The organism is Paenibacillus sp. FSL H8-0537, assembly GCF_038051995.1.
Taxonomy (GTDB): Bacteria; Bacillota; Bacilli; order Paenibacillales; family Paenibacillaceae; genus Pristimantibacillus.
This window is the reverse complement of record NZ_CP150290.1, coordinates 3,544,375-3,563,636: the sequence shown is the minus strand read 5'-3', so window position 1 is coordinate 3,563,636 and position 19,262 is coordinate 3,544,375. Positions and strand designations below refer to the sequence as shown.

The following is a 19,262-nucleotide window of genomic DNA, read 5'->3' as shown; positions in this document are numbered from 1 at the left end:
AAATACGCGGGGAAAAGGAAGGAGTGGCAACGATGGATATTGTAGTCGTAGACGACGAGGAACGAATTAGACTGGGGTTATGCAAGCTGATTGAGCAGGCAGGCGAGGAATACCGGATTATTGGCGCCTATGGCAGCGGGCAGGAGCTGCTGGACCAGCTCGATCATATTCATCCCGATTTTGTGCTGACTGATATTAAAATGCCACAGATGACCGGGCTCCAGCTCATTGCCAAAGTGAAGCGGCTCGGTAAAAATATTAAATTTGCTGTGCTGAGCGGCTTTAATGATTTTGAATATGCCAGGGAATCGCTGCGTCAGGGAGCAGAGGATTATTTGCTAAAGCCAGTCAACCTCGAGGAGCTGATTCGCCTGCTTGCCAAGGTGAACAGCAAGGTTAAGCAGGAGCGCAGCCGCAGCCGCCTTGAGTCCGGCGATTTAATTAGCCTGCTGCTTTATGCCGATGAGAAGCAGCTGCCTTCCTATGTCGTGGAGGACGTGTGTGGAACGATTGATCAACTGCCGCTGTTTCTGCATCACTATGCGGTGCTGTTATTAACGACTGCCCCAGAGCTAAACGAAATTCAGCTGGAGCGATTCATGGCCGACTGGCTTCGCGAAAGAATCATTATTACTGGTGAAGGCGGCAAAAGGGTTATCCTCATCTCCATTCACGATTCCGACCATGCCGAAACCGTCAGGGAGCTGTCCGTTACGCTGCTTCAGCGACTTCCTGCCTTTACGCGTGCCAAAATAGGCTTTAGCAGCATTTTCCGCGGCAGCAGTTGGCTAACGCATGCCTATAGCGAAGCTTTTTCCGCCTATCAGCATGCTTGGTATAATCCGGAGCCGCGCTGGTCCTCCGGCGCTGTTAGTCGTGTCGCGCCTGTCGATCATTTGCTGCGTTTGACGCATATCGTGAGCAAGGAGCTGCTGCCGGCGCTGCAAATGAATGATTTTGCCTTGGCGCAGGCGAAATTTGAAGGGTGGCTGCAAGAGGCTGCTGCCCAGCGCATTTGCTGGAAGGAGCTGCAGGAGGCCTGCTTTGGCATTAGCGCTCACATTGCCGAGGAGCTGAAAAAACGCAGCGTCCAGCTTGAATATGGACAGGTGAATATGCCGATCGATCCTGAAGCAAGCGAAAACTGGGAAGCCTTCGCCCAGGGGCTGCGGGCTGGAATGGAGGAAATTAGCGCTTTGCTGGGCAGCACGCGTTCAGATAATAGAGCCATAGATAAAGTGAAATCGTATATACAGCAGCATTTTACCGAGGAGCTTGAGCTGCAGCGCCTCGCGGATATTGTATATTTGACGCCAAGCTATTTAAGCAAGCTGTTCAAGACGGAGACAGGCGAGACGATTACCGACTATATGATTTCTGTGCGGATTGAGGCGGCAAAACAGCTGCTGCGCCAGGAGCAGGGGCTCAAAACGTATATGGTCGGCGAACGGGTAGGGTATGCTGATCCCGCTTATTTCACTAAAGTATTTAAAAAAATGGCTGGCCTAACACCAAAGGAATATCGCGATAAAGTTAGGTAAAGAAAGTTAGGTTCCCGTTATCCAAATTGAAGACAATAAAACATAACAAAGACCATTATAATCGGGGCCAGCTTCTCCTATAATGATGAAAACGCTAACAACGGTGTTCATTAAAAGAAAGCGAGGGTGGCCTTATGCATCAGTTCTCTTACAAAACGCAGCGATATTTAATTTTGTTCGGGTTTTTGACAATTCCCGTGCTTCTGTCGCTGACCTTCTCGTATTACCCGGCCGTATCTTTGCTGTATTACAGCTTGACGGATTGGAGCGGTCTTGGCTGGGACATGAATTTTATTGGCCTTGACAACTACAAGGAGATTTTTACAAAGCCCGAAGTATTCGGGGCGCTTAAAAACAATGCTTATTATTTCATCGGGGGTTTAATTCAAGTTGTCTTCTCGCTCTATTTTGCCGTCATATTGACGAGCAAGCTGCGGGGACGAAATGGGTTTCGAGTCATTCTGTTTTTGCCATATGTGCTGCACAGCGTAGCAACGGTCATTATGTTCAAAAACGTTTACCATGTGGAATACGGCTCGCTAAATACGCTCCTTGGATCGATTGGACTTGAATCGTGGCAGCAAAGCTGGCTGGGCGATAAGCATTTGGTCAACTTCTCGCTTGCCTTCATTTCTATGTGGAAGTATATGGGGCTTAATATGGTTATTTTCATCGGCGCCTTGCAGTCGATTCCTGACGATTTGTATGAAGCGGGCTCAATCGATGGCGCATCAGGCTGGCAGAAGTTCAGATTTATAACGCTGCCAAGCATTCGCAAAGTGCTGGAGCTTATGCTTATTTTAACGCTGACAGGGGCGCTCGAGGCTTTCGATATTCCTTATGTCATGCTGCTAGGTGCGAACGATACGTCAACCTTCGTCATCAAGACGGTGGATACGGCATTCAAATATCAAAACTTCGGCCTTGCCTCGGCGATGGCGGTTGTCCTGCTTATGATGGTTCTGCTGTTTATCGTTATTCAGCGCAAGTTTTTGTTCAAAGGAGGGGAATAGACGATGGGGCAGAGTAGAGAAGGTTCACCATTATTTACGATTTTCAAATATGTGACGCTGGTTATCGCGCTGTTCGTCGTCTTATTCCCGCTTTACTCGATTGTGACTGGCGCGTTTAAGACACAGATCGAGTATTATCAATCCGGTCTTGCTTTGCCGGCAAACTTCTTGAACTTTGATAATTTTCAAAAGGTGTTCGACATCGGCAAGCTCGGGCTCGGCTTCCGTAATATTGCGATCATTCTGGTCATCGCTGTAGCGGGCAACATTATGTTCGGCACGATGGTGGCGTACGCGCTGGGCCGGTTTGATTTTAAGCTGAAAAAAGGGATTATGGGCATGTACCTCGTTGCCCAGGTCATTCCTATGGTAACGACGCAGGTCGCTACATTTAGCGTCATTAAATATTTCTCGCTTTACAACACGATGGGTGCGCCAATCATTCTTTATTTGGGAGCCGACGTGCTGCAAATCGTCATCTATCTGCAATTCGTCAACAGCATTCCGCGTGATTTGGATGAAAGCGCAATGATGGAAGGCGCATCGCTGTTTAAAATTTATCGCTCGATTATTTTCCCGCTGCTCGGGCCAGCAACAGCGACGCTCGTTATTTTGAAGACGATCTCGATTTACAATGACTTTTACACGCCTTATCTGTATATGCCAAGCCAGAAGCTAAAGGTTGTATCGACGGCTATTTATGCCTTCGTCGGGCCGAATGCCGCCCAGTTGAACGTTATTTCCGCAGGCATTTTAATTATTTTCATCCCGACGGTGGCGATTTTCCTCTCGATGCAAAAGTTTATTTTTGCCGGAGTAACGAGCGGTGCAGTCAAATAATCAGATTACAAACCATATATGGATCGTGAGTTGAAGGGGGAAACATACTTGCAGCAGTGGAATGAGCAGGTTTTTGGAATGACATGGGGCTGGACGGGAGTTCGCGGTACGTGGGCAGGACCTGCGGCGGCGGCCTCCATCGCCGAAATGGCCAAGCTGAACGTAAACTGGACGGCCATTGCGTTCGCAGCGGTTCAAGAAACGCCGCAATCGACGGAAATTCCCTATTGGAGCGAGCCGACAGTAAGTGATGAGGAAATCCGCTGGGCGATACGCGAGGCGAAAAGCCACGGCATTAAAGTATGCCTCAAGCCGGTAGTCAATGTGGGGAATGGCACATGGCGGGCGCATATCGGCTTTTTCGATCAGAATACGCCAGGAGAACCGAGCTGGGGCGAGTGGTTCGCTTCCTACGGGAAATTCATTGCCTATTATGCAGCGATAGCCGAGGAAGAGGGCTGCGAAATGTTCTGCATCGGCTGTGAAATGGTGCAGACGGACAAGCGCGAGCGGGAATGGCGCGATTTAATTGCCTTGGTGCGGACGCTTTACAGCGGACCTATTACTTACAACTGCGATAAATATCAGGAAGAGCGAGTGGGCTGGTGGGATGCCGTCGATATTATTTCGTCCAGCGGCTATTACCCGATTGAGCAATTCGAGGAGCAGCTTGATCGCATAGAGGCGGGCATTGCAAAGTGGAATAAGCCGTTTTTCTTTATGGAGGCAGGCTGTCCGAGCCGCGAAGGCTCGGCTGCAAAGCCAAATGACTGGTCGCTTCCAGGCGCACCGTCTGAAATCGAGCAGGAGCGTTATTATGAAGCGATGTTCGCTGCTTGTGCCAAACGCGATTGGATGCTCGGCTATATGCTGTGGGATTGGCCAGCTCAGCTGTACAATACGAAAGAAGCTTCCCGCAACGATGATTATTGCATGTATGGCAAACGTTCGGCAGCGGTCATCCGCTCCTTCTATGCCAAGGGACAGGGACAGCCAGTAGGCTAGGGAGGCGAAAGAAAAATGAGCAACGTGACAGGAACGCAAAATATGCTGGATATCGCCGAGTGGCAAAATTCGCTGACAGAGGAAGTGCGCGAACAAATTCTTGGCTTCTGGATGAAGCATGCGGTAGATGAGAAAAATGGCGGATTTATTGGCTATATGGCAAGCGATGGCGCTGTTTCGGAAGATGCAGATAAGGGCCTCGTGCTGAATGCGCGGATTTTATGGTCTTTCTCGTCGGCGTACCGCACTTATAAGGAAGCGCCATATTTGGAAATGGCAGAGCGGGCTCTGGATGCGCTGCGGGAACATTTTCACGATCAGGAACATGGCGGTTTGTACTGGATGGTTGATAAGGATGGACAGCCGGTTCAGACGAAAAAGCAAGTGTATGGGCAGGCATTTGTTATTTATGCATTAGCAGAATATGTACGGGCTACTGGCAAGCAGGACGTGCTGCCGTGGGCAGAGGAAATCTACAGATTGCTGGAAAAGCATGCCTTTGATCCGGTTCATCTTGGCTATATTGAAGCGCTGGCGCAAAACTGGCAGGAAACGGACGATTTGAGTCTCAGCGGCAAGGATCTCAATGAGCGGAAATCGATGAATACGCATTTGCATGTGCTGGAAGCTTATACGAATTTGTATCGAGTTTGGAGGCCGGAGGGGCTTCGCGACAAGCTGAAGACGCTTATTGAGCTGCATCTGGATTATATCATTGATCCCCAAAACCATCATTTTAAGCTGTTTTTTGATGATGCATGGAACTCCAAATCCCGTCATATCTCATACGGCCATGACATCGAAGGAAGCTGGCTGCTGTGGGAAGCGGCTGAAGTGCTGGGCGATCAAGCACTTGAGGAGCGCGTAAGAAAAGCAGCTGTTCAAATGGCGCACGCCACGCTTGCCGAGGGCGTAGATGCGGATGGCGGCATTTATAATGAGGCCGATGGAGACGGACATCTGGATGCAGCGAAGGATTGGTGGCCGCAGGCGGAAGCGATGGTTGGTTTTCTAAATGCTTATGAGCTGACGCAGGAGCAGCGGTATTTGGATGCGGCGTGGAGCAGCTGGCAGTTTATTACGGCTTTCGTATCCAACAAGGAAACGGGCGAATGGCACTGGCAAGTATCCCGCGAAGGTGTTGCGGACGAAAACTATCCTAAAATCGATACATGGAAATGCCCGTACCACAACAGCCGGGCCTGCTTCGAAGCTATCGAGCGCTTAGAACGAATTAAGATTAATGGCATTAATAATTAATGAACATAAATAAATTCGAAATCAATCATTAGGAGGCCCTTATGAATCAATGGTTGGAACAGCTTAAAGCAATATCGGAACGGCATGAGCAGCTGCTTCATGCGCCTAATAAACAAGTTCAGCAATCAAATGGTGTATTTGCAAGATTTGAGCATCCCGTTATTACGAATGAGCACACGCCTCTATACTGGCGTTATGATTTGGACCCGGAGACCAATCCGTATTTAATGGAGCGGATCAGTGTAAATGCCGCTTTCAATCCAGGAGCCATTGAGCTCGGTGGCAAGTTTTATTTAATGGTTCGCGTAGAAGGGGCAGATCGCAAATCCTTTTTCGCCGTTGCCGAAAGTGATTCTCCCGCAGAAGGCTTCCGCTTCTGGGATTATCCGGTATTGCTGCCGGAAACGGAAGAACCAGATATTAATGTGTATGATATGCGGCTTGTGAAGCATGAGGACGGCTGGATATACGGCCTGTTCTGCACCGAGCGTAAAGATCCGGAGGCACCAGCTGGCGATACGTCAAGCGCGGTTGCCCAGGGCGGCATTGCCCGCACGAAGGATTTGCGCACGTGGGAGCGCCTGCCAGATCTTGTTTCCCCGTCGCCTCAGCAGCGAAATGTGGTGCTGCATCCTGAATTTGTCGATGGTAAATATGCTTTTTATACACGTCCTCAGGACGGTTTCATTAATACCGGAGCAGGCGGCGGTATCGGCTGGGGATTGTCGGAGAGTATGAATCCGGCTGTCATCGCCGAAGAAACAATCGTCGACTGCAAGCTTTATCATACGATTAAAGAAGTGAAAAATGGACAGGGGCCAGCACCGCTCAAGACGGCTGATGGCTGGCTGCATATTGCTCACGGTGTGCGCAATACAGCGGCAGGCTTGCGTTACGTATTGTATGCTTTTATGACGGATCTGAATGACCCGAGCAAAGTTACGTATGCGCCGGGTGGACATTTGCTAGCACCAGAAGGAATTGAGCGGATAGGCGATGTATCTAATGTTGTATTTTGTAATGGCGCCGTCCAGCTCCCGGGCGGCAAAGTGTACATTTATTACGCTTCCTCCGATACAAGGGTTCATGCAGCTGTAACGAGCATTGACCAACTGGTGGATTATGTGTTGCAAACGCCGCCGGATCATCTGCGTTCCCGCGCAAGCGTGGAGCAGCGTACCGAGCTGATCAGCCGCAATCTTGAGTTGATGGAGCAGGCGGAATATGCTTTTCTGCGCCGCAGCTAAGCAAACTAACAAAAGATGACGCTGTTAGCATAATTCATGACAATAAAAACAAAACAGCGTCATATTATTTTGTTTTCAGAGCGTATATGATTACGATGTAAGCGATACCAAATATGACTCAGGGGGTAACAAAATGAAAAAAGGCTTGGCTTTATCTTCCGCAATTTTATTAATGACTACCATTCTCGCTGCCTGTGGCGGCAATAATGCACCAGCAGAAAGCGCTCCAGCAGCTTCTGCAAGCCCTAGCGATTCCGCTGCCAGCCCAGAAGCAAGCGCAGCTAGCGAGCTGAGCGGCAAAATTAAAGTTTTGACGCATCGTACCGATTTTCTCAACGATGGGACGCTAGATAAATATGCAGCAGCTTTTAAAGAAAAATATCCGAAAGCTGAAATTGAGTTTGAAGGCTTGACCAACTATGCAACAGACATCCAAGTTCGCCTAACAACGGGCGAAGCGGGCGACGTATTGATGCTTCCAGCTGGACTTGCCGTATCGGAATATCCGAAATATTTTGAACCGCTGCCGGATGATTTTTTCACTAATACTTTTTTCGCTGACCTGTCGCTGTTCGATGGCAAACGTTATGGATTGTCGACTGGCGTAAATACGCAAGGGATCGTGTATAACAAAAAAGCTTTTGCAGCAGCAGGCATCGACAAAGTTCCAACTACGCTTGATGAGCTGTATGCGGATGCGGAGAAGCTGAAAGCTGCAGGCATCATTCCGCTTTATATGAACTATGGCGCACAATGGCCAATGGGCAACTGGGGTGACGGCTCTGCATGGTACGTTGCGGGCGATCCGCAGTTTGTATCCAAGCTCGTAACAGATAAAGCACCATTCAAAGTGGACAACGCTTGGGGTATTCTTGCCAACATCGGCCGTACTTTCATTGAAAAAGGCTGGGTTGAAAAAGATCTGTCGACAAACAACTGGGAAATGTCGAAAGGCGAGGTTGCATCGGGTAAAGCGGCTATGTACTTCCTTGGCAACTGGGTCATTCCACAAATCGTAGGCGCTGGCGCATCGTCAGACGACATTGGCTTCTTCCCGCTTCCATACGACAATAGCGGCAAATACAATGCACCGCTTGGTTCGGATTATTTGGTTGGCGTAAGCAAAGACAGCAAAAACAAAGAGCTTGCGACAGCTTGGGTCAACTTCTTCGTGAAAGAGTCCGGTTATGTAGAGCAATCCGGATTCATGCCAATCGACAAGTCGGCACAGTCGACAATTGCTCAATTGGCTGAGTTCCAAGCAACTAACCCAACACTGCTGGAAAGCGAAGCAACAGATCCGAAATTCAATGAAATTGCCAATAAAGCGCAAATCGGCATCGGTACTGGCAACTATGTACAAGAGTATCTGGTTGCTGACGATCTGCAAGCAGCTTTCGACAAGCTGAATGCAAAATGGAAAGAAGCTAAAACAGCTTTGGGCTACTAATAGCAATAAGTAGAATTAACGATAAATTTATTAGCGGTAAAATGCATGGCAACCTTGCTTCGGCGGCTCAGTCTCCGGAGTAAGGTTTCATGTGTTTAACTGACTTTTTTCATTTTCAGGAGGATACGATGAAAGAGCAATGGATGATTGGGAATTGGAATTTCAAGGAAAAAAATCAAGGAGAATGGCTGCCGGCTGTCGTGCCAGGCTGTGTACATACGGATTTAATTCAAAATGGCAAGCTGACAAATCCATTCTATGGAACAAATGAGAAGGACGCGCAGTGGGTGGACAAACAAGACTGGGAATATGTATCGAGCTTTCAGCCTTCACCGGAGCAGCTTGCTGGGGCGAAGCAGGAGCTTGTATTCGAGGGGCTTGATACGTATGCGGATGTGTATTTGAATGGAGCGCATGTACTGGCTGCAGATAATATGTTCCGCACATGGAGAGTGGATGTCACGGACATGGTAACAGCTGGCGACAATGAGCTGCGTGTTCTGTTCCGCTCGCCAATTAAAGAAGATTTGCCGAAGCTGGCTCAGCTTGGTTATGCGCTGCCAGCACCAAATGATCAATCCGAGGTCGGCGGACTTGACCATCAGAAAATTAGCATTTTTGCCCGCAAAGCGCCCTACCATTATGGTTGGGACTGGGGTCCGCGCTTCGTAACGAGCGGTATTTGGCGTCCTGTATATTTGGAGGGCTGGTCCTATGTCAGGATCACCGATGTATATATTCGTCAGGATGAGGTAGGGGCGGAGCTGGCGAAGCTTACAGCCGTCGTTGAGCTGGAAGCCGAACGCGAATGCGATGTCATGCTGAAGCTGGCATCATCCGATAAAGGCATGTTTAGTGGGCATTCTGCTTCTTTAGCCGCAGGCAAACAGACGATTGAAATTCCATTTGAAGTTGAAAATCCGCAGCTGTGGTGGTGCAGAGGTCTCGGCAATCCAGAGCTGTATACGTTCCAGATCGAATGCTGGCAAAGCAATAACGAGGTGCGATATGATTCGCAGAAGGTGACGACCGGACTTCGCACGATCCGTCTCGTTAGGCAGAAAGGCGAGGTTGGCACTTCCTTTTATATGGAGCTGAATGGCGTTCAGGTTTTCGCCAAGGGAGCGAATCATATTCCGAATGACAGCTTCACGACGAGAGTCGGCTACGACCGTTATAAACATGAAATCGTAAGCGCCGTACAATCGAATATGAACATGCTTCGCGTCTGGGGCGGGGGCTTTTACGAGGAAAAAGCCTTTTATGAGCTTTGTGATGAGTATGGCCTGCTCGTGTGGCAGGATTTCATGTTTGCATGCAGCATGTATCCGGGAGACGAAGCGTTCCTTCGCAGCGTGCAGCTGGAAGCTGAGGATAACATTAAACGGCTGCGCAATCATCCATCGATTGCTTTATGGTGTGGCAATAATGAGATCGATACCGCATGGTCGCATTTTATTCCAGATGGCGGCTGGGGCTGGAAAAAGGAGTTCACGCAGGAGCAGCAAACGAAGCTATGGGCAGACTATGAGGCGATTTTCCATCGTATTTTACCTGAAGCTGTAGCGTCCTTGACGGTAGGAATCGATTATTGGCCTTCCTCGCCAATGGTTGATCTGACCGGCGACCTTACGCAGCACTCGGATTCGTCCTCGACTAGCGGAGATATTCATTATTGGGGCGTGTGGCATAATGTAGAGCCATTTGAAAACTATAATCGTTATGTCGGGCGCTTCATGAGCGAATATGGCTTCCAGTCGTTCCCCGAGTACAAATCGGTTCGCAGCTATGCGGAAGAGGCGGATATGGAGCTGGAATCCACCGTCATGCTTGCCCATCAGAAAAATGGCGCCGGCAACCGTCTCATTAAGCAATATATGGAGATGTATATGTCCGAGCCGAAGGATTTTCCGGCGTTTTTGTATATGAGCCAAATTTTGCAGGCGGAAGCGATGAAAACGGCTATTGAAGCGCATCGCCGCCGCAAGCCGTATTGCATGGGCTCCTTGTATTGGCAGATGAATGATTGCTGGCCTGTAGCCTCCTGGGCGGGCATGGACTATTACGGGCGCTGGAAGGCGCTGCAATATTATGCTGCAAGAAGCTTCGCAGACTGCCTGCTGTCGGTAAACGATCGCAAGGAAGAGGGGGAAATCAGCTTCCACATCGTATCCGATCAGCTTGTTCCCGTACAAGGCCAGCTGCGTCTGCGATTGTACAGCTTTAGCGGCGAGCTGCTGGGAGAGCAAAGTGCTCCTGTCCGCGTAGACGCAAACGGTGCGGCTAATGTGCTGACGCTTCAGCGCTCCGAACTGCTTGGAGCTGCCAACACCGCAGCAAGCGTATTGCTGGCAGAGCTGCTGGATGAATCGGATGGACGTACTCTGTCAAGCGAGCTGCATTATTTTGAGCCAATGAAGGATATCACGCTAGCCCATGCCGAACTGAAAATAACAGAATCCGAGCACGATGGCTGTACCCAGTGGACGCTGGAGACGAATACGCTTGCTAAAGGCGTTTGGCTGACTTGCGAGCGTGAAGGCCGCTTTAGTGATAATTTCTTTGATTTGCTGCCGGGAACGGTTAAGACAGTAACGTTTATTCCGCATCATCTAGGAGATTTCAATGCAGACGCAAGCACGGGCGTGGAAACGAGTGATAGCCGCGTTACGGCGCGTTCGATGGTCGATTTCATTGTTCAGGCGAATTCATAAATAACGATCGAAATTAAAAGTGGAACGCTATACTTAAAAAAGAGATGACAAGATGAAGCGCTTTCAGCTATAATGTCTGCATAAGGTTAAAATTTCAATGCCGCGTAATGTAGATTGCCAGTTGACTGGCAGTCGCAAGCGCGGTTCATTTTCACTAAGTTAAGCGCTATACCTAATCATTTTTTTCGTCGCATAGATTAACCAATAGCAAGCTACGCCATGGAAAGGATTTGTGATCATTCGATGTCGATTTATTTTCAAACAGAGGAAAGTGCACAGCATCGTTTTGGCGACAAAGATAGCGCCATTTTGAAGCTGCTGGCCGACCGTTATGTTGGTGCGAATCCGCAGGCGGGATTTATTTTCCGCGCTTTTAACAAAAATGGCGTTTTGCAAAATGCAGAAGGGCTGTATGAACTGGATTTGGCTTTACGCTTTCCAGAGGCCAAAGCTGGGCAGCTGAGCTATGGAGCAGGGCTCGTATGGAGCGATGAGGAGCGCAGCTTGGATATTAACGTGCGCTGCCTTGGTCCTGTAAGGCTATATTTCAACGGCGAGTTAGTCTTTCGTTCGAATGTAATAGAGGAAATCAGCCCGGATGCAACGGTTAAGCTGAGTCTAGTATTTGCAAAGGGCTGGAACAGCTTATGGCTGTCGATGACTTGCACGCCAGCGGGCTTCGGCTGTCAAATCGGCTCTGACGAGGCCAAGGTGCGGATTATGAATGTCCGTGCACCGTTCGAGGAGCGTTACGGGCAAGCAGGATGGATTTTCTCGCAGCCGGTTGATGCTGCGCTTGAGTCAGGCAAACGGGTGGAAGTGGCGCAGCCGGACTTATTGGGATCACAGCGGCAGGAATCGGGGCTGGACTGGCTGCCTGTCATCGAATGGACGGAGGAGGAGTGCGGCCTTGGCCAACTGGAACGGATTTTCGGAGAGCAGCGTGGCAAAGCCGCCTATGCCTGGACGACAATAAATCAGCCGCTGCCTGGGAAACAGGCCGTCGTGCTGGAAGGCGAGTCCTCTGGCGAGCTGACCTTGTGGCTGGGAGGACAACAGGTAGGTGAAAGCACATCAGCAGGATCTTTCCGATTTGAGCTCTTGCTGGATACAGGCAAGCATCATTTCGTAGCCCGCAGTGTGTGCGGCGAGCAGTCTTGGGGCTTCGAGCTGACGGCTGCAAATGCCAAGGATGGCAGCGCTGTCAATTTGAGCTTGCCGCAGCAAGTGCATGGCTCTGGAGCAGGACAATGGTTGTATGTTGGGCCATTTGCAGCGGAAGCGACTAGCCCTACTTGGGAGCAGCTTATTCGCACCGATCTTCTTTATCCTCTTAACAAGGTATCGGAGCCTGCTGCACAGAGGAAGTTATTGAACACCTACTGGCAGCTCGATCGGCCGAACACCTGGGTACGTCCCTATTACGAAAATGCTATGCTAAGCAATAAATGGACAGTGGGTACGGTATCCAATTATGCGCGGTGGGATTATCCGCTTGGCGTTACGATATACGGCTTGCTGCAAACGGGACGTTTTCTGGAGCGTCCGGATATCGTCAGCTATGCGACTCAGCATGTGGAAGCTTGCACGGAGATGTACGATTATTCCTTCTGGGATCGAGAGCAATACGGGTTCCCAGCCATTAATCAGCAGCTCGTCATGATGAAAATGCTCGATAATTGCGGCTCGTTCGGCTCGGCTATGCTGGAGTCAAGGGTAGGAATGGCTTCTGCTGAGTTAGAGCCAATTGCCGAGCGCATCGCCGATTTTATGCTGAATAAGCTGGAACGCAAGCCCGATGGCGCGTTTTATCGTACCTGCGAGGGCGAATATGCCGCCAATACGATGTGGGCCGATGATTTGTACATGAGTACGCCATTTCTCTGCCGCTATGCTCGCTTAACGGGCAATCGTGAGGCACTGGATGAAGCGGCGAAGCAGTTTTTGCGCTTCAAAAGCTATTTATTCATGCCAGAGGAGAAGCTGATGTCCCATGTGTATGATTTTAAATATGACAGGGCGACAGGCATTCCTTGGGGACGGGGCAATGGCTGGACGATTTTTTCACTGACCGAAGTGCTGGAAGCTTTGCCGCAGGCGCATGAACTGCGAGATGAGCTGCTGGACTTCTTTAATGAGCTATGCGAAGGTTATGCCGCTCGTCAATCGGAGCGGGGGCTGTGGCATCAGGTAGTCAACCGTCCGGATACTTATTTGGAGGCTTCCTGCACGGCGATGTTTGCCTATGGCTTTGCTCGGGGCGTTCGCTTCGGCTGGGTGAAGCAGCCAGCCGCTATCATGAATGCGGCGTTCCGCGCATGGGACGGTTTGACGCGCTACGCTATTGACCGCCAAGGCAATGTTCACGGCGTATGCAGCGGCTCGCGCTACGCTTTTACAGCGGATTATTATGATCAGGATTTGCGGACGGTCGTCAACGACAATCACGGCATTGGCATTATGATGCTTGCCGGCACAGAAGTCGCCAAGCTGAAGCGGCATTTGCAAACGCAAACAAACGACGATAACGCAAAATAAGATGTGGAAAAAGCAAGGCTACAAGGTGAAACGGCTGTCGCCGTCCTTTGGCGGCGCGGCGCGTTTCAGTCCGAGAAATATAAGCGGAGTATAAGGGTGAAACTTATAAGTTCTTATATTTCAAGAAAAAACTTGTCAGTGACTCTATGTTGTAGTAGCCTATGGATGAAGCGCTTAATCTAAAATATTAGGCGCCATTCCTTTGATGAGTTAAGCGCTTAATCCAATGCATAAACATAGTTGCTGCAAGCTTGCTATAAACTTGATGAAAGTGTTCAGATTATAGATCTACGATAGGAGGAAATGGATATGACGACGATTAGATTGACGATGGCGCAAGCGCTGCTGCGGTTTCTGGATCAGCAATACATTTCGATTGATGGTGAGGAAACGAAGTTCGTTGAAGGAGTGTTCGGCATCTTCGGTCATGGCAATGTGACCGGCATGGGCGAGGCGCTGGAAAGAAGCGCAGGAAGCTTAACCTTTATTCAAGGTAAAAATGAGCAGGGCATGGTGCACACAGCAGCAGCCTTCGCCAAGCAGCGTAATCGCAAGCAGATTTATGCTTGTACGACATCGATTGGCCCAGGTGCGCTGAACATGGTAACGGCAGCGGCAACAGCGACCGTTAATCGCATTCCGGTGCTGCTGCTGCCCGGCGATAACTTCGCTTCGCGCCAGCCAGATCCTGTGCTGCAGCAGCTTGAGGTAAGCAGCGACTACACCCTATCAGCTACGGATTCCTTCAAGGCCGTCAGCCGTTACTGGGACCGTATCGTTCGTCCCGAGCAGCTGATTACCGCAGCGCTGCAGGCGATGCGCGTGCTTACAGACCCGGCGGAGACAGGGGCGGTCACGCTCGCGCTGCCGCAGGACGTACAGGCGGAAGCCTATGATTATCCAGAGAGCTTCTTCGCAAAACGCGTGCATTATGTTGACCGCCGCGAGCCGGCGGCGGATGCAGTAGCCCGTGCAGCGGAGCGTATTGCAGCGAGCAAGCATCCGCTTATCGTAGCAGGGGGCGGCGTCTTGTATGCGTCCGCGACCTCCGAGCTGCGAGCGTTCGCCGAAGCTTTCGGCATTCCGGTTACGGAAACGCAGGCAGGAAAAAGCGCATTTGATTGGCGCCATCCGCTGTATGCGGGAGCTATTGGCGTAACCGGTGCGCTGGCAGCGAACGAATGGGCCAAACAAGCTGATCTGGTCATTGGTGTCGGCACGCGCTACTCGGATTTCACAACTGCTTCCAAGTCCGCATATGCGAACCCGGATGTGCAGTTTATCAACATTAACTTAAATGGCGCTGACGCAGCGAAGCTGGGCGGGGAAGCGGTAATTGCCGATGCCCGCACGGGTTTGCAAGCGCTGCAAAATGCGCTGCAAGCAGCGAATTACAAGAGCAGCTACACCGATGCGGAATTGGCAGAGCGCAAAGCGGCATGGGATGCAGAGGTTGATCGTCTTTACAAGGAAGAGCATGAAGGCGGCTTCTCCCAAACTCGGGCACTCGGCGTCATTAATGAAACGATTGATTCATCTTCCGTCGTCGTTGGCGCTGCCGGAAGCCTGCCTGGCGATTTGCATCGCTTATGGCGCTCGACCGAGCCGAAAACGTATCATATGGAATATGGTTTTTCCTGCATGGGCTACGAAGTTAGCGGCGCTTTCGGAGCGGCACTCGCCGAGCCGCAGCGCGAGGTGTACGCCATGGTTGGCGATGGCAGCTACTTGATGATGCATTCCGAGCTGGTGACGAGCTTGCAGGAGCAGCGCAAGTTTACGATTTTGCTTTTTGACAATCATGGGTTCCAATGTATCCATAACTTGCAGCGCGAGCATGGCAGTGATGGCTTCGGCAATGAGTTCCGCTATCGTGAAGCGAGCACAGGCAGATACACGGGTCAGCCGCTGCCCATTGATTTTGCTGCCCATGCCCGCAGTCTTGGAGCAAGTGCTTACAAAGCAACAAATGCGGAGGAGCTGCGTGTTGCTTTGCTTCAGGCGAAGCAGGAAGAGCACACGACGCTGATTGAAATTAGCGTATTGCCGGGAACGAACTCCGGCGGCTATGAATCCTGGTGGCATGTCGGCGTTCCTGCTGTATCAGAAAGCGACAAGGTGCGGAGGGCACATGAAGCCATGCAGGCAAAGCTCAGCAAAGCGAAGCAGCTGTAGCAGGTTGATCCTATTTTTTCAATAAGGAGCTGGGGTAAGCGATGAAGCCATTTACATTTTCACTCGGCATTCACCCGATTAACTGGGTGGGCGAGGATGTACGGGAGCATGGGGCGGATACGACCTATGAGCAGATTTTGGATGATATTCAGCGGCTGGGGCTGACCGGAACGGAAATGGGTCGCAAATACCCGGCTGACACTGCCGTATTGCGCGAGGAACTGGGCAAGCGAGGCATTCAGCTCGTGTCCCAGTGGAAGTCGGTGCTGTTCTCCGATCCCGCATACCGCGAGGCCGAGCTTGAGGGCTACAGAAAGCATGCCGAGTTTCTGCAAAGCATGGGGAGCAAGGTGATCAGCACGGCTGAGGTTGGCGGCTCGCTGCATTTTGATCCGCGGCGTACGCCCAATGAGACGGAAGTGCTGCGGCTGGATGAAGCCGGCTGGCAGTCACTTGCGACAGGCCTTAACGCTGCTGGGAAAATAGCGGCTGAATACGGCCTAAAGCTGGCTTACCATCACCATGGCGGAACCGTAGTTGAGCAGCCGGAGGAAATCGACAAGCTGATGGAGCTGACGGACCCTGCCTATGTGCATCTGCTGTTCGATACGGGTCATGCCTATTATGGTGGAGCGAACCCGCTGGATGTGCTAAATAAGCACTATGACCGCATTGCCTATATTCATTTGAAAGATATTCGCCAGTCTGTACTCGATGAAGCCCGCTTCGAGCAGGCCGATTTCGTCACCTGTATTCGCAAAGGCGTATTTACAGTGCCGGGTGACGGCTGCCTTGATTTTGCGCCAGTCCTTCAGGAGCTCACAGCCCGCGGCTATAACGGCTGGGCGATGCTCGAAGGAGAGCAGGACCCTGCGACTCATAATCCGTATGAATATGCGAAGGAAGCGATTCGCTATTTAACTTCATTAAATAAATCGAATTAAGTATTTATAACATTAAAAAAACTGCTGGAGGTGGGCCTAGGGATGTCTTATATCACATATAACGCAGCGAAGCCGCTGGATTTTACGGCTATTGGCCGCTTGTGCATCGATCTGAATGCGAATGAAATTAATCGCCCGATGGAAGAGACTATGACGTTTACGAAATATGTTGGAGGCTCTCCGGCGAATATTGCGATTGGCATGTCCCGACTCGGGATGAAAACATCGTTTATTGGCAAGGTTGCCGATGACCAGATGGGCCGTTTTATTACGACTTATTTGAAAAATAATCAAATTGCCACTTCGGGCATCGTGACGGATGACAGCGGTGCAGTGACAGGGCTTGCTTTTACCGAAATTAAAAGCCCGTCGGAGTGCAGCATTCTGATGTATCGCGACAATGTTGCTGACCTGTTGCTTAAGCCGCAGGAGGTTAGCGAGGAGCTGATTGCTAATTCCAAAATGCTCCTTATCTCGGGTACGGCGCTGGCACAAAACCCTTCACGCGAAGCCGTGTTCCTGGCAATTGATTATGCCCGCAAGCATGGCGTCGTTATTGCCTTCGATCTTGACTACCGTCCATATACGTGGAATTCGCCGGAGGAAACGGCCATCTATTACAACCTGGCGGCTGAAAAATGCGATATTATTATGGGTACTAGAGAAGAATTTGACAATATGGAAACCTTCGAGCCTAATCCGGAGCGTGATGATCATGTGACCGCAGCGAAATGGTTTAATTATGCCGCACAAATTGTCATTATCAAGCATGGCAAGGACGGCTCCATCGCTTATACGAAGGATGGCGCTTCACACCGGGCCAAAAGCTTCCCGGCCAAAGTCATTAAAACGTTTGGAGCAGGCGATTCGTATGCGGCAGGCTTTTTGTACGGCAGCATGCAGGGCTGGTCAATTGAGAAAAGCATGGAGTTCGGCAGCGCCGCTGCATGTATCGTTATTTCCAGCCACAGCTGCTCAGACGCTATGCCGTCCGCCGACCAGGTTCAAGACTATATTGACCGCTGCAACCGCGGTGAAATCATCGTTTAATTTTAAAACAGAGAGGATTGAGTGGATATGACAGCAACATTAAGCAATTGGATTGGCGGAAAATGGGTAGCCTCGGTATCACAGCAGACAGAAGCCGTTTACAATCCGGCGACAGAAGAGGTGCTGGCTTATGTGCCGCTATCTTCGAATGAAGATGTGGAGCAGGCTGTAGCGGATTCGAAGAAAGCATTCGCTTCATGGAGCCGTACGCCTGTACCAAAACGGGCCCGCGTGTTGTTCAAATACCAGCAGCTTCTCGTTGATCATTGGGAAGAGCTAGCACAGCTGGTAACAAAAGAAAACGGCAAAAGCTATGCCGAAGCTTACGGCGAAGTGCTGCGCGGCATTGAATGCGTTGAGTTCGCGGCTGGCGCGCCTAACTTGATGATGGGCAAACAGCTTCCTGATATTGCTACTGGGCTTGAGTCCGGCATGTACCGCTACCCAATTGGCGTCATCGGCGGCATTACGCCGTTTAACTTCCCGATGATGGTGCCGTGCTGGATGTTCCCGCTTGCGATCGCCTGCGGCAACACGTTTGTGCTTAAGCCGTCGGAGCGGACACCGCTGCTTGCGAATCGCCTTGCCGAGCTGTTTCAGGAAGCAGGTCTTCCGGATGGCGTGCTCAACATCGTTCATGGTGCGCATGATGTCGTTAACGGCTTGCTGAAGCATCCTGATGTTAAAGGCATTTCGTTCGTTGGCTCGCAGCCGGTAGCAGAGTATGTTTATCGCACAGGGACTGCGGAAGGCAAACGCGTACAAGCGCTCGCTGGCGCAAAAAATCATTCCATCGTCATGCCGGATGCTGACCTTGACCTGACGGTTAAAGAAATTACGAATGCTGCCTTCGGCTCGGCAGGCGAACGCTGCATGGCCTGCGCAGTTGTTGTAGCTGTCGGTGATGTGGCTGACAAGCTCGTAGAAAAACTGCTGCAGACGGCTGATTCTCTGACGATAGGCAATGGCCTCGAGTCAGGTGTCTTCCTTGGTCCGGTCATTCGCGGACCGCACAAAGAGCGGACGCTTCGCTATATTGAAATCGGCGAGCAGGAAGGCGCACAACTGCTGCGCGATGGACGCAAAGATGCTGCGGCAGCTGCTGATGCGAAGGGCTATTTTGTCGGCCCGACCTTGTTTGATGGCGTTCAGAAGGAAATGACGATCTGGAAAGATGAGATTTTCGCTCCGGTGCTGGCGATTGCGCGGGTTGAAACGCTGGAGGAAGCGATTGAGCTTGCGAATGCATCAGAGTTTGCAAATGGCGCCTGCCTCTTCACGAAGGATGGCAGCAACGTCCGCACATTCCGCGAAACGATTGAAGCGGGCATGCTCGGAGTCAATCTTGGCGTTCCAGCCCCAATGGCGTTCTTCCCTTTCTCCGGTTGGAAAAAATCATTCTACGGCGATCTGCATGCCAACGGCACAGATGGCGTCGAATTTTATACTCGTAAAAAAATGGTAACCGCTCGTTGGTAGTTTAAC

General features: G+C 50.7%; 13 protein-coding genes. All 13 read left to right on the top strand.

Features of this window, described 5'->3' with window-relative positions; all coding sequences use genetic code 11:
• The first annotated feature begins 32 nt into the window (after positions 1–32).
• The 13 genes from MHB80_RS14835 to MHB80_RS14775 all read left to right on the top strand — a co-directional run bounded on the left by MHB80_RS14835 (position 33) and on the right by MHB80_RS14775 (position 19,256).
• On the top strand, positions 33–1,541 hold the full coding sequence (locus tag MHB80_RS14835; RefSeq protein WP_341277730.1) for a response regulator: 1,509 nt from the start codon (positions 33–35) through the stop codon (positions 1,539–1,541).
• Between the two features lie 134 nt (positions 1,542–1,675).
• Positions 1,676–2,554: a sugar ABC transporter permease gene (locus MHB80_RS14830; RefSeq protein ID WP_341277729.1), complete on the top strand. Its 879-nt coding sequence runs from the start codon at positions 1,676–1,678 to the stop codon at positions 2,552–2,554.
• A gap of 3 nt (positions 2,555–2,557) precedes the next feature.
• Positions 2,558–3,394 carry a carbohydrate ABC transporter permease gene (locus tag MHB80_RS14825; protein ID WP_341277728.1) on the top strand — a complete coding sequence of 279 codons (837 nt, stop codon included), beginning with the start codon at positions 2,558–2,560 and terminating at the stop codon, positions 3,392–3,394.
• A 78-nt stretch (positions 3,395–3,472) separates the two neighbouring features.
• Positions 3,473–4,399, top strand: a complete 927-nt coding sequence (locus MHB80_RS14820; protein ID WP_341282975.1) for a 1,4-beta-xylanase — start codon at positions 3,473–3,475, stop codon at positions 4,397–4,399.
• 15 nt (positions 4,400–4,414) lie between these two features.
• Positions 4,415–5,659 (top strand): AGE family epimerase/isomerase, encoded by a 1,245-nt coding sequence (locus MHB80_RS14815; RefSeq protein ID WP_341277727.1) that lies wholly within the window; start codon positions 4,415–4,417, stop codon positions 5,657–5,659.
• A 41-nt stretch (positions 5,660–5,700) separates the two neighbouring features.
• Positions 5,701–6,906, top strand: coding sequence for a glycosidase (locus tag MHB80_RS14810; RefSeq protein WP_341277726.1), 1,206 nt, complete (start codon positions 5,701–5,703; stop codon positions 6,904–6,906).
• 133 nt (positions 6,907–7,039) lie between these two features.
• On the top strand, positions 7,040–8,356 hold the full coding sequence (locus tag MHB80_RS14805) for an extracellular solute-binding protein (RefSeq protein ID WP_341277725.1): 1,317 nt from the start codon (positions 7,040–7,042) through the stop codon (positions 8,354–8,356).
• Between the two features lie 128 nt (positions 8,357–8,484).
• Positions 8,485–11,070, top strand: a complete 2,586-nt coding sequence (locus MHB80_RS14800; protein WP_341277724.1) for a glycoside hydrolase family 2 protein — start codon at positions 8,485–8,487, stop codon at positions 11,068–11,070.
• 219 nt (positions 11,071–11,289) lie between these two features.
• Complete coding sequence (locus MHB80_RS14795; RefSeq protein WP_341277723.1) at positions 11,290–13,608, top strand: glycoside hydrolase family 88 protein; 2,319 nt, start codon at positions 11,290–11,292, stop codon at positions 13,606–13,608.
• A 309-nt stretch (positions 13,609–13,917) separates the two neighbouring features.
• The gene (gene iolD, locus MHB80_RS14790; protein ID WP_341277722.1) at positions 13,918–15,783 is read left to right on the top strand and encodes a 3D-(3,5/4)-trihydroxycyclohexane-1,2-dione acylhydrolase (decyclizing); all 1,866 of its coding nucleotides are present in this window, start codon (positions 13,918–13,920) and stop codon (positions 15,781–15,783) included.
• A 41-nt stretch (positions 15,784–15,824) separates the two neighbouring features.
• Positions 15,825–16,727, top strand: coding sequence for a myo-inosose-2 dehydratase (gene iolE, locus MHB80_RS14785; protein ID WP_341277721.1), 903 nt, complete (start codon positions 15,825–15,827; stop codon positions 16,725–16,727).
• A gap of 42 nt (positions 16,728–16,769) precedes the next feature.
• Positions 16,770–17,777 (top strand): 5-dehydro-2-deoxygluconokinase, encoded by a 1,008-nt coding sequence (iolC, locus tag MHB80_RS14780; protein ID WP_341277720.1) that lies wholly within the window; start codon positions 16,770–16,772, stop codon positions 17,775–17,777.
• Positions 17,778–17,804: 27 nt separating this feature from the next.
• Positions 17,805–19,256, top strand: a complete 1,452-nt coding sequence (locus MHB80_RS14775) for a CoA-acylating methylmalonate-semialdehyde dehydrogenase (protein ID WP_341277719.1) — start codon at positions 17,805–17,807, stop codon at positions 19,254–19,256.
• Positions 19,257–19,262: the final 6 nt, after the last annotated feature.

Bases quoted from the DNA above. Each gene is read 5' to 3' on its own strand.
- MHB80_RS14775 (WP_341277719.1), top strand. From the start codon at position 17,805: ATGACAGCAACATTAAGCAATTGGATTGGCGGAAAATGGGTAGCCTCG.
- MHB80_RS14830 (WP_341277729.1), top strand. From the start codon at position 1,676: ATGCATCAGTTCTCTTACAAAACGCAGCGATATTTAATTTTGTTCGGG.
- MHB80_RS14820 (WP_341282975.1), top strand. From the start codon at position 3,473: ATGACATGGGGCTGGACGGGAGTTCGCGGTACGTGGGCAGGACCTGCG.
- MHB80_RS14835 (WP_341277730.1), top strand. From the start codon at position 33: ATGGATATTGTAGTCGTAGACGACGAGGAACGAATTAGACTGGGGTTA.
- MHB80_RS14825 (WP_341277728.1), top strand. From the start codon at position 2,558: ATGGGGCAGAGTAGAGAAGGTTCACCATTATTTACGATTTTCAAATAT.
- MHB80_RS14800 (WP_341277724.1), top strand. From the start codon at position 8,485: ATGAAAGAGCAATGGATGATTGGGAATTGGAATTTCAAGGAAAAAAAT.
- MHB80_RS14795 (WP_341277723.1), top strand. From the start codon at position 11,290: ATGGAAAGGATTTGTGATCATTCGATGTCGATTTATTTTCAAACAGAG.
- iolC (WP_341277720.1), top strand. From the start codon at position 16,770: ATGTCTTATATCACATATAACGCAGCGAAGCCGCTGGATTTTACGGCT.
- MHB80_RS14810 (WP_341277726.1), top strand. From the start codon at position 5,701: ATGAATCAATGGTTGGAACAGCTTAAAGCAATATCGGAACGGCATGAG.
- iolE (WP_341277721.1), top strand. From the start codon at position 15,825: ATGAAGCCATTTACATTTTCACTCGGCATTCACCCGATTAACTGGGTG.
- iolD (WP_341277722.1), top strand. From the start codon at position 13,918: ATGACGACGATTAGATTGACGATGGCGCAAGCGCTGCTGCGGTTTCTG.
- MHB80_RS14805 (WP_341277725.1), top strand. From the start codon at position 7,040: ATGAAAAAAGGCTTGGCTTTATCTTCCGCAATTTTATTAATGACTACC.
- MHB80_RS14815 (WP_341277727.1), top strand. From the start codon at position 4,415: ATGAGCAACGTGACAGGAACGCAAAATATGCTGGATATCGCCGAGTGG.